The organism is Paraburkholderia heleia NBRC 101817 (genome assembly GCF_000739775.1).
GTDB classification, from domain to species: Bacteria; Pseudomonadota; Gammaproteobacteria; order Burkholderiales; family Burkholderiaceae; genus Paraburkholderia; species Paraburkholderia heleia.
This window is the reverse complement of sequence record NZ_BBJH01000039.1, coordinates 51,532-63,156: the sequence shown is the minus strand read 5'-3', so window position 1 is coordinate 63,156 and position 11,625 is coordinate 51,532. Positions and strand designations below refer to the sequence as shown.

Sequence of the window (11,625 nt, the reverse complement as noted above, 5' to 3'; positions counted from 1 at the left end):
GCCAGTAAGCTGCGGCACCAACCTTTCGTAGGAAGTGCTGCAAGTGCGGGACGCAAACGCCAATGTATTTTTCGTAGGGCTCATGGGCGCCGGCAAGACGACCGTGGGCCGGGCGGTCGCGCGCCGGCTGGAGCGTCCGTTCTTCGACTCCGATCACGAGATCGAGGCGCGCACGGGCGCGCGCATCCCGGTGATCTTCGAACTCGAAGGCGAAGCGGGCTTTCGCGACCGCGAGGCACAGATGATCGAAGAGCTCACGGGGCGTGAAGGCATCGTCCTCGCGACCGGCGGCGGCGCGGTGCTGCGGCCCGAAAATCGCGCGGCGCTCAAGGCGCGTGGCTTTGTCGTGTATTTGCGCGCGCATCCGCACGACCTGTGGCTGCGCACGCGGCGCGACAAAAATCGTCCGCTCCTGCAAACCGAAGACCCCAAGGCGCGGCTCGAAGCGCTGTACGAATTGCGCGACCCGCTGTATCGCGAAGTCGCGGACTTCGTGATCGAAACCGGCCGGCCTTCCGTCAACGGACTCGTCAACATGGTGCTGATGCAGCTCGACATGGCCGGCGTCGTGCGGGCCACGGCGCGCGAGTAGCGCGCAGGTCGCGCGGTGATTCGCGCAGAGAGTCGTGAACCAGGCAGTGCATCGGAAACCCAAAAGATTCAGAGCATGATTACCGTCAACGTCGAACTGGGCGAGCGCGCCTATCCCATCCATATCGGCTCCGGCCTGATCGGTCAGACGGCGCTCTTCGCGCCCCATATCGCCGGCAAGTCGGTGACGATCGTGACGAACACCGTCGTCGATCCGCTTTACGGTGAGACGCTGCGCGCCGCGCTCGCGCCGCTCGGCAAGGACGTCAACACGGTGGTGCTGCCCGATGGCGAGGCGCACAAGAACTGGGAAACGCTCAACGAGATCTTCGACGCCCTCCTCACCTCGCGCGCCGACCGCAAGACCACGCTCATCGCGCTGGGCGGCGGTGTGACGGGCGACATGACGGGTTTCGCGGCCGCCTGCTACATGCGCGGCGTGCCGTTCATCCAGGTGCCGACCACGCTGCTTTCGCAGGTCGATTCGTCGGTGGGCGGCAAGACGGGCATCAATCACCCGCTCGGCAAGAACATGATCGGCGCGTTCTACCAGCCGCAGGCCGTGATCGCCGACATCGGCGCGCTCGCCACGCTGCCGGAGCGCGAACTGGCGGCGGGTATTGCCGAGGTCATCAAGACCGGCGCGATTGCCGACGCCGGATTCTTCGACTGGATCGAAGCCAACGTCGAATCGCTCAACCGTTGCGAGCCCGAAGCACTCGTGCACGCGGTCAAGCGCTCGTGCGAGATCAAGGCGTCGGTCGTGGCTGCCGACGAGCGCGAGGGCGGCCTGCGCGCCATCCTCAACTTCGGCCATACGTTCGGCCATGCGATCGAAGCCGGGCTCGGCTACGGCGAGTGGCTGCACGGCGAGGCGGTGGGCTGCGGCATGGTGATGGCGGCGGACCTCTCGGTGCGCATGGGCATGCTCGACGAAGCTTCGCGCGCGCGCCTCGTGCGCGTGGTCGAGGCGGCCAGGCTGCCGGTGCGTGCGCCCGCGCTCGGCGCCGAGCGCTATGTCGAGTTGATGCAGGTCGACAAGAAGGCCGAGGGCGGGGCGATCAAGTTCATCCTGCTCAAACGCTTCGGCGAGACGCACATCGGCCGCGCGCCCGACGAAGCCGTGCAGGCCACGCTTGCCGCCGCGACGCAGAACTGAGGCGGCGCGGCGACAACCCCTTGCGGAGGAACGGTGAGCGACACCCGCAGCGATAACCGCAGTGATCCCCGTAGTGTTCCAGAACTTCGCGACGCGCATGGCGGCGATGCCGGCGCGGCGCTAGTCGCGTCATTCGAGGCGGGCCTCGCGCCTTACGCGGCGCACGCCTCGCGCTCGCGTGGGCGGCGCTATCCCGAGCCGCCGCCCGCTGCGCGCAGCGAGTTCCAGCGCGACCGTGACCGCATCGTCCATTCCACGGCGTTTCGCCGCCTCGAGTACAAGACCCAGGTGTTCGTGAATCACGAGGGCGATCTCTTTCGCACGCGGCTGACGCACAGTCTGGAAGTCGCGCAGATCGCCCGCTCGGTCGCCCGCAACCTGCGCGTGAACGAGGATCTGGTCGAGGCGATCTCGCTCGCCCACGACCTCGGCCATACGCCGTTCGGCCATGCGGGCCAGGACGCGCTCAACGAGTGCATGCGCGAGCACGGTGGCTTCGAGCACAATCTCCAGAGCCTCGCGGTCGTGGACGAGCTCGAAGAGCACTACGGCGCGTTCGACGGCTTGAACCTGTGCTTCGAGACGCGCGAAGGCATTCTCAAGCACTGCTCGCGCGAGCATGCGCGGCATCTGGGCGATCTGGGCGAGCGGTTTTTGCTCGGCCGGCAGCCGTCGATCGAAGCGCAGATCGCCAACATCGCCGACGAAATCGCCTACAACAACCACGATGTCGACGACGGCTTGCGCTCGGGCCTGCTTACCATCGAGCAGCTCGCCGAGGTCGAACTCTGGCAAACGCACTTCGACACCGCGCGTGCCGAATATCCGCAGATCGAGGGCCGCCGGCTGATTCACGAGACGGTGCGGCGCATCATCAACACGCTGATCGTCGATCTCATTGGGCAGACGCGGCGTAATCTCACCGAGTACGCGCCGCAGTCGCTCGACGACGTGCGCGCGGCGCCTGCGCTCGTCGCACACAGCGAGCGCGTGGCCGCGCAGGCGGCGGCGCTCAAGCGCTTCCTGTACCGCAACCTGTACCGCCACTATCGCGTGATGCGCATGGCCAACAAGGCGCGGCGCGTGGTGAAGGGGCTGTTCGAGGCGTTCAGCGAAGACTCGCGCCTGCTGCCGCCTCCGTACCAGACGCAGGACGCCGCCGTGCAGCCGCGGCTGATCGCGCATTACATCGCGGGCATGACCGACCGCTATGCGCTGAAGGAGTACCGCCGTCTCTTCGTCGTCGCCGACGACGTTTGAGAACGTGACTCGCCCCATCTCACTGCCCACCTGCCGGTTTCGGGAGTCCATTTGATCAAGTCCTGGCCGTATCCGCGCGTTGCCGCGCACCGGGGGGGCGGCACGCTCGCGCCCGAGAACACGCTGGCGGGTCTGCGCACCGGCGCGATCTTCGGCCATACGATGGTCGAGTTCGATGCCAAGCTGTCCGTCGACAACGTCGCGTTCCTGCTCCACGACGACACGGTGAACCGCACGTCGAACGGGAACGGCGCCGCGGCGCGCATGCGCTACGCGGAACTCGCCACGCTGGACGCGGGCAGCTGGCGGAATGCGCGTTTTGCGGGCGAGCCGATGCCGACGCTCGCTCAAGTCGCGGCGTGTTGTCGTGAGCTCGGGCTTGCGGCGAACGTCGAGATCAAGCCCTGCACGGGCCGCGACGTGGAGACAGGGCGCATTGTCGGCGCCGAAGCGGCGCGCCTGTGGGAGAACGAGGCGCAGGCAGGCACGCCGCCTTTGCTCTCGTCATTTTCCTGCGCGGCGCTCGAGGCGGCGCGCGACAGTGCGCCGAAACTGCCGCGCGGTCTGCTATTCGAGCGCGTGCCCGCCGACTGGCGCGAGCAAACCGCGGCGCTCGAGTGTGTATCCCTCCATGCCAGCCATCGCCATCTGGACGAGGCGCTCGTCGAGCGCATCAAGTCGGCGGGACTTTTCATCCTCGCCTATACGGTGAACGACCTCGAGCGCGCTCGTCAGTTAGTGAACTGGGGCGTCGATACGGTTTGCACCGACCGTATCGACCTGATCGGGCCGCACGCGCTCGACGCCTGATGCCCAGGGCGCGCGCCGGGATCCCCGTTCAGCGGCGCGCGAGCAGCGCGCCCACTACCAGCGCCACGCCGCCGGCGATCGCGAGGGCCTGCCAGGGATTCCGGTGCACGTAGTCATCCGCCCCGGCGATGGCCGCGTCAGTATGTTCGCGCGCGGCTGCGCGCGCCACTTCGAGCCGCTCGCGGGCGGCGTCCAGACGCTTGCGGATGTCGGCGCGCAGCGCGACGGCATCGGCCTGGGTTCCTTCGCCCAGCGTGTTTTCCAGCTCGGCGAGCAGATCACGCAACTCGTCGGTGATATCGGCGGCGGCGCTGCGGCCGCGGCGCGCGATGCGCCGCGCGTGTCGGCTCGTGCGCGTCCAGGAATCTCCGAGGGCTTCTCGCGTGTTCGGAAAGGCGCTCATGTATGGCTCCGTCGTTGAAAAGTCACAGGTAAAGGGCTCGCCGCAGCGTGCACGAAAAAGGGCGCGGGAGGGCGAGGACCGGAGTGCAAGTATTGCGCAATTCCAGTGCCCGGGACTTGAACGAGCGCAATGAGCCCGGCGCAAACGCCCGCCAGGCGGGGCTTCGCTCACTGGTGACAAAACAGGTGATTACGGGGACAGCACGCTTTTTCACAGAGGCATAGAATCAGGGTAAGCCCATGCGAAAAGCGGGGAAATGACGATGGAGACGTTGAAGCGGGAAAGGCACGCCCAGGCAAGAAACGCCGCCCTTCACCCGACGCCGCAAGGGCGAGACGAAGGCGCGGCGCGAGGCAATGCAGGGCGCCGGTGGGCGTCAGAAGTTGTAGCCCACTTTCAGATAGGTCACGAGCGGGTTCAGGTGAATCTTCGATTCAGCCACTCGCTGGGTGCCGAACTGGTTGTTCAGCGTCGTGTTGTACGTCGCGGTCACGTTGATCGGAATGTACGAGAGCGAGAAACCGGCGAACCAGTGCTTCGTGAAGTTGTAGTTGAAGCCCAGGTTAAACACGGGGGCCCAGGAACGATCCGTCGAAACACTGGTCGGACCCCCAAGCTTCTCCTGTTCGAAGGCGCCATTGGTGATCTTCGCGTCGGTGAACCAGGCGTAGGTCACGCCGACGCCGAGGTAAGGACGGAATTTTGCGTCCGGGCGGTTGAAGTAGTACTTGAACAGCAGCGCGGGACTCCACAGTCTTGCCGAGCCGACCTTGCCGAAGCTGTCGAAGCTGCCGCCGCCGGAAATATCGAACTTCGGCGGAATACCCAGTTCGGCTTCGGTAGCGATGTGGTCGGTGATGTAGTAGCCGAGGGAGAGACCGAGGGTGTCGGCCGTACCGACACTGGCGCCCGTGTTCGGAACGGCCATGTTGACGGGCGCACCGCCGACGCTGTCGATCTTGAGCGGATCGCTGGAGTCCTGCGGCATGAAGCGGAACCAGCCGGTGGTGACGTAGAAAGTGTTTGCGGATTGTGCGTGTGCTGCCGTGAAACTGGCGAGCGCGGCGACCCCTGCCAGCGCCTGTTTTAATTTCATATTAATTGCTCCTCCATGAAAGGCCCGCTCATTATGAACAGAACGTTTGCAACAAACCAGACGCGACCGTTAGAGCTTTTTTACTAGGCGCCGCGAGCTTTCCGCCGAAGCCGCATGCCAGCGAGAACTAGCGCTGGTGGGGCCTGGCGGGTCTGCGGGTATTCACCAACGGAACCAGGAAAATCGAGCATGGCACGGCTTGCACGTCTTTATGTTCCCGATCAGCCACAGCATGTGATCCTGCGCGGACTCGATCAGCAGCCCGCGTTCGTCGATGACCAGGACTACGAACTGTTCATCGACTGCCTGAAGGCCGCGGCGCGCGATCATCATCTGGCTGTGCATGCGTGGGTTTTGATGCCCGGCGCGGTGCAACTGCTCGTCACGCCTTCCGACGAATCCAGCCTGCCCAAGGCAATGCAGGCGGTCGGCCGGCGCTACGTGGCGCATTTCAACCGGCGCTATGCGCGCCGCGGCACGCTCTGGGAAGGGCGCTACCGCGCGACGGTCATCGAGGGCGAGCGCTTCTTCCTGCTGGCGAGCCGCGTCGTCGAGCTCGCGCCGGTGCGCAGCCACCTCGTGACGGCGCCCGAAGACTATCGATGGTCGAGCTACCGGCATCACATCGGTCTCACCGTCGACAGCCTCATCACCGACCATCCGCTTTACTGGGCGCTCGGCAATACGCCGTTCGAGCGTCAGCGCGCGTATCGCGAACTCTGCGAGCAGGCGCTCGACGAACGCGAAACGACGCAGCTCATGCAGGCCACGCTCAAGGGCTGGGTGCTCGGCAGCGACACTTACCGCGATTGGGCGTCGCGCTCGGCGAACCGGCGCGTCTCGCCGCTGCCGCGCGGACGCCCGCGCAAGGTGCGCGAAGCGCCGGGCACGCCCGCGGCAACACCGGGCGCCATTGGCGCGGCAGCCACGGCGAGCGCGGCTTCGACGCCTGCGGCCGGATCAGGGGGGGGCGGCGGTCAGCCGGCGGGTCATGGCGCCACACAATCCGGCCCCCATTCTTCTTCGCACGCTGGGGCCAATCCGGCAGGCTCCGGCTCGACGCATGGAGGCGGTCACGCCGGAAGTGGTTCAGCTACCCCATCGGGTAGTAATCCCGGGGGGGCGGGCGGCCATTCCGGCGGTTCGCAGGGTTCCGGTAGCGGTGATTCCTCCGGTTCGGGTTCGGAACACGACGAGCGCAAGCCGGGCACGGGCACCCACTGATTGCTTTTCGGATCAATTGTTTACGAGATGAACGGCATCTTCGGATGCCGTTTTCTTTTGCCCCAAATTAATGTGTCCCCAATAAAAAAATGTGCGGATGCACCAACGTGATAATTAGGGTCAAATAATCACATTTTATTTGCATCCCCTTGATTCGTCGCGTATATTCGCCTTTCGGCTCTCCTGGGCGCATAACGCGGGAAGCACGTAATACCCCGCGCAACGCCGTACAGCGGTCACGCAAGCGGCGGGAATCAAAGAACACAACGGCTGGCAACAGCCCCACTCTGACGGTGTCCCCATGAACGATCACCAGCAGCGCGCCGCGGTGCCCGCCGCGCAAGGTCTGTATGACCCGCAAAACGAACACGACGCCTGTGGCGTCGGCTTCGTCGCCCATATCAAGGGCAAGAAGAGTCACGAAATCATTCAGCAAGGCCTGAAGATTCTCGAGAACCTCGACCACCGGGGCGCCGTGGGCGCCGACCCGCTGATGGGCGACGGGGCGGGCATCCTGATCCAGATTCCGGACGCGTTCTACCGCGAAGAGATGGCCAAGCAGGGCGTGACGCTGCCGCCGTTCGGCGAGTACGGCGTCGGCATGATCTTCCTGCCGAAGGAACACGCCTCGCGTCTCGCCTGCGAGCAGGAGCTCGAGCGCACGGTGCGCGCCGAAGGCCAGGTCGTGCTGGGCTGGCGCGACGTGCCGGTCGATCACGCCATGCCGATTTCGCCCACGGTGAAGGCGAGCGAGCCGCTGATCCGCCAGATCTTCATCGGCCGCGGCAAGGACGTGATGGTCACGGACGCGCTCGAGCGCAAGCTGTACATCATCCGCAAGACCGCGAGCCACCGCATTCAGGCGCTCAAGCTCAAGCACGGCAAGGAATACTTCGTGCCGTCGTGCTCGGCGCGCACGGTCGTCTACAAGGGCCTGCTGCTGGCCGGCCAGGTTGGCGTGTACTACCGCGACCTGCAGGACGAGCGCGTGGTCTCGGCACTGGCGCTCGTGCACCAGCGTTTCTCGACGAACACGTTCCCGGCGTGGGAGCTGGCACACCCGTACCGCATGATCGCCCACAACGGTGAAATCAACACCGTGAAGGGCAACGTGAACTGGCTGAACGCCCGTACCGGCGCGATCGCCTCGCACGTGCTCGGCGACGACCTGCCCAAGCTCTGGCCGCTGATCTACCCGGGCCAGTCCGACACGGCATCGTTCGACAACTGTCTCGAACTGCTGGTGATGGCAGGCTACCCGCTCGTCCACGCGATGATGATGATGATCCCGGAAGCCTGGGAACAGCACACGCTGATGGACGAGAACCGCAAGGCGTTCTACGAATACCACGCCGCGATGATGGAGCCGTGGGACGGCCCCGCCGCGATCGCGTTCACGGACGGCCGTCAGATCGGCGCGACGCTCGACCGTAACGGTCTGCGTCCGGCGCGCTACATCGTCACGGACGACGACCTCGTCATCATGGCGTCGGAAGCCGGCACGCTGTCGATCCCCGAGTCGAAGATCGTCAAGAAGTGGCGCCTGCAGCCGGGCAAGATGTTCCTGATCGACATGGAACACGGCCGCATCATCGACGACAAGGAACTCAAGGACAACCTCGCCAACGCCAAGCCGTACAAGAGCTGGATCGACGCCGTGCGCATCAAGCTCGACGAGATCGAGCCGAAGGCAGAAGACGTCGCGACCGCGCGCGCCGAAGCGGCTGCGCTGCTCGACCGTCAGCAGGCGTTCGGCTACACGCAGGAAGACCTCAAGTTCCTGATGGCGCCGATGGCGATGTCGGGCGAGGAGGCCGTCGGTTCGATGGGCAACGACTCGCCGCTGGCGGTCATGTCCAACAAGAACAAGACGCTCTACAACTACTTCAAGCAGCTGTTCGCGCAGGTCACGAACCCGCCGATCGACCCGATCCGCGAAAACCTGGTGATGTCGCTCGTGTCGTTCATCGGCCCGAAGCCGAACCTGCTCGACACCAACAACATCAACCCGCCGATGCGTCTCGAAGTGTCGCAGCCGGTGCTCGACTTCAAGGACATCGCGAAGATCCGCGCGATCGAGCAGTACACGGGCGGCAAGTTCAGCAGCTACGAGCTGAACATCTGCTATCCGGTGGCCTGGGGCAAGGAAGGCATCGAAGCGCGTCTCGCGTCGCTGTGCGCGGAAGCCGTCGATGCGGTCAAGTCGGGCTACAACATCCTGATCGTTTCGGACCGCCGCGCGGACCGCGACAACGTCGCGATTCCGGCGCTGCTCGCCACCTCGGCGATCCACTCGCACCTCGTGCAGCACGGTCTGCGCACGAGCACGGGTCTCGTCGTGGAAACCGGTTCGGCGCGCGAAACGCATCACTTCGCGCTGCTCGCGGGCTTCGGCGCGGAAGCCGTGCATCCGTATCTCGCCATGGAAACGCTCGCGCAAATGGCGCAGGGCCTCAAGGGCGACCTGTCGGGCGAGAAGGCCGTCTACAACTTCACCAAGGCAGTGGGCAAGGGCCTGCTCAAGGTGATGTCGAAGATGGGCATCTCCACCTACATGTCGTACACGGGCGCGCAGATTTTCGAAGCCGTCGGCCTGGCTGACGACCTCATCGCCAAGTACTTCACGGGCACGGCCTCGAAGGTGGGCGGCATTGGCCTCTTCGAAGTGGCCGAAGAAGCGATCCGTCTGCACCGCGACGCATTCGGCGACAACCCGGTTCTCGCCAGCATGCTCGACGCGGGCGGCGAATACGCCTACCGCGTGCGCGGCGAAGATCACATGTGGACGCCGGACGCGATCGCCAAGCTCCAGCACTCGGCGCGCAGCAACTCGTACCAGACGTACAAGGAATACGCCCATCTGATCAACGATCAGACGAAGCGCCACATGACCTTCCGCGGTCTGTTCGAATTCCGCCTCGACCCGGCGCGTGCGATCTCGATCGACGACGTCGAGCCGGCCAAGGAAATCGTCAAGCGTTTCGCCACGGGCGCGATGTCGCTCGGCTCGATCTCGACGGAAGCGCACGCCACGCTGGCGGTCGCGATGAACCGCATCGGCGGCAAGTCGAACACGGGTGAAGGCGGCGAAGACGAGAAGCGCTACCGCAACGAACTGCGCGGCATTCCGATCAGGAACGGCGACACGATGCGTTCGATCATCGGCGACGAAGTCGTCAAGGACATCCCGCTGAAGGATGGCGACTCGCTGCGCTCGAAAATCAAGCAGGTGGCGTCGGGCCGCTTCGGCGTGTCGGCGGAGTACCTGTCGTCGGCCGACCAGATCCAGATCAAGATGGCGCAGGGCGCGAAGCCGGGCGAAGGCGGTCAGCTGCCGGGCCACAAGGTTTCGGAATACATCGGCAAGCTGCGTTATTCGGTGCCGGGCGTGGGCCTCATTTCGCCGCCGCCGCACCACGACATCTATTCGATCGAAGACCTGGCGCAGCTGATTCACGATCTGAAGAACGTGAACCCGGTTTCGTCGATCTCGGTGAAGCTGGTCTCGGAAGTGGGCGTGGGCACGGTGGCAGCCGGCGTGGCCAAGGCCAAGGCCGACCACGTCGTGATCGCCGGTCACGACGGCGGCACGGGCGCCTCGCCGCTCTCGTCGCTCAAGCACGCCGGCACGCCGTGGGAACTCGGTCTGGCGGAAACGCAGCAAACCCTGGTGCTGAACCAGTTGCGCGGCCGCATTCGCGTGCAGGCCGACGGCCAGATGAAGACGGGGCGCGACGTGGTGATCGGCGCGCTGCTCGGCGCGGACGAGTTCGGCTTTGCGACGGCGCCGCTCGTCGTCCAGGGCTGCATCATGATGCGCAAGTGCCACCTGAACACCTGCCCGGTCGGCGTCGCGACGCAAGATCCGGTGCTGCGCGCGAAGTTCTCGGGCCAGCCCGAGCACGTCGTCAACTTCTTCTTCTTCATCGCTGAAGAAGTGCGCGAAATCATGGCGCAGCTGGGCATCCGCAAGTTCGACGACCTCGTCGGCCGCGCGGATCTGCTTGACACGCGCCGTGGCGTGGAGCACTGGAAGGCGAAGGGTCTCGACTTCTCGCGCGTGTTCTATCAGCCGCCGGTTGGCGTCGAAGTCGCGAAGAAGCATGTCGACACGCAGGATCACGGTCTGGACCGCGCGCTCGATCACACGCTGATCGAGAAGGCGAAGGCGGCGATCGAGACGGGCGAGCACGTCTCGTTCATCCAGCCGGTGCGTAACGTGAACCGCACGGTCGGCGCGATGCTCTCGGGCGTCGTCGCGAAGAAGTACGGCCACGACGGTCTGCCGGAAGACACGATCCACATCCAGTTGAAGGGTACGGCGGGTCAGAGCTTCGGCGCGTTCCTCGCACGCGGCATCACGCTCGATCTCGTTGGCGACGGTAACGACTATGTCGGCAAGGGCCTCTCGGGCGGCCGCATCATCATCCGTCCGACCAACGACTTCCGCGGCAAGTCCGAAGAAAACATCATCTGCGGCAACACGGTGCTGTACGGCGCGCTCGAAGGCGAGGCCTTCCTGCGCGGCGTGGCGGGCGAGCGTTTCGCGGTGCGTAACTCGGGCGCGACGGCGATCGTCGAAGGCACGGGCGACCACGGCTGCGAATACATGACGGGCGGCACGGTGGTCGTGCTCGGCGAAACGGGCCGTAACTTCGCGGCGGGCATGTCGGGCGGTATCGCCTACGTGTACGACCCGGAAGGCACGTTTGCCGGCAAGTGCAACAAGTCGATGGTCGCGCTCGACCCGGTCCTGCAACAGGCCGAACAGGAGCGCACCGTGGACCGCGCACTGTGGCACGCAGGCCAGACCGACGAAGCGCTGCTCAAGGGACTCGTCGAGCGTCACTTCCAGTTCACGGGCTCGCCGCGCGCCAAGGCGCTGCTCGAAAACTGGGATGCGGCGCGCCGCCAGTTCGTGAAGGTGTTCCCGACGGAATACAGGCGCGCGCTGGGCGAACTCGGCGCGAAGAAGGCGAACCAGGAAGAACTGGCCGCCTGATTCCCGCGACGACGAACTGAACACGACGATGCGCCTGCCGCGCGATGCGGGTTACGACAACCCGGCGCGGCGGCGGGCGC

Annotated in this window: 7 protein-coding genes and 1 pseudogene; 6 read left to right on the top strand and 2 right to left on the bottom strand. The window is 65.3% G+C overall.

The annotated features are described in order from the left end of the window. Positions 1-37: 37 nt before the first annotated feature. The 4 genes from aroK to ugpQ all read left to right on the top strand — a co-directional run bounded on the left by aroK (position 38) and on the right by ugpQ (position 3,820). On the top strand, positions 38-592 hold the full coding sequence (gene aroK, locus BHE01S_RS39300; RefSeq protein ID WP_042269773.1) for a shikimate kinase AroK: 555 nt from the start codon (positions 38-40) through the stop codon (positions 590-592). Between the two features lie 75 nt (positions 593-667). Then, positions 668-1,750: a 3-dehydroquinate synthase gene (aroB, locus tag BHE01S_RS28140; protein WP_042269701.1), complete on the top strand. Its 1,083-nt coding sequence runs from the start codon at positions 668-670 to the stop codon at positions 1,748-1,750. A 33-nt stretch (positions 1,751-1,783) separates the two neighbouring features. Then, a complete protein-coding gene (locus BHE01S_RS28135; RefSeq protein WP_042269700.1) occupies positions 1,784-3,010 on the top strand; it encodes a deoxyguanosinetriphosphate triphosphohydrolase in 1,227 nt (408 codons plus the stop codon). 54 nt (positions 3,011-3,064) lie between these two features. Next, positions 3,065-3,820, top strand: a complete 756-nt coding sequence (ugpQ, locus tag BHE01S_RS28130) for a glycerophosphodiester phosphodiesterase (protein ID WP_042269771.1) — start codon at positions 3,065-3,067, stop codon at positions 3,818-3,820. 28 nt (positions 3,821-3,848) lie between these two features. On the opposite strand, the gene BHE01S_RS28125 is transcribed toward ugpQ, so the two are convergent. Beyond that, entirely contained in the window at positions 3,849-4,223 is a 375-nt protein-coding gene (locus tag BHE01S_RS28125) for a DUF883 family protein (protein WP_042269697.1), read from the bottom strand. 376 nt (positions 4,224-4,599) lie between these two features. Further along, on the bottom strand, positions 4,600-5,319 hold the full coding sequence (locus BHE01S_RS28120; RefSeq protein ID WP_042269696.1) for an OmpW/AlkL family protein: 720 nt from the start codon (positions 5,317-5,319) through the stop codon (positions 4,600-4,602). Between the two features lie 189 nt (positions 5,320-5,508). On the opposite strand from BHE01S_RS28120, the pseudogene BHE01S_RS28115 reads away from it, so the two are divergent. Continuing rightward, positions 5,509-6,198: pseudogene (locus tag BHE01S_RS28115) on the top strand (transposase); the annotation flags it as partial. A gap of 646 nt (positions 6,199-6,844) precedes the next feature. Beyond that, positions 6,845-11,545: a glutamate synthase-related protein gene (locus BHE01S_RS28110; protein WP_042269694.1), complete on the top strand. Its 4,701-nt coding sequence runs from the start codon at positions 6,845-6,847 to the stop codon at positions 11,543-11,545. The last annotated feature ends 80 nt before the right edge of the window (positions 11,546-11,625 follow it).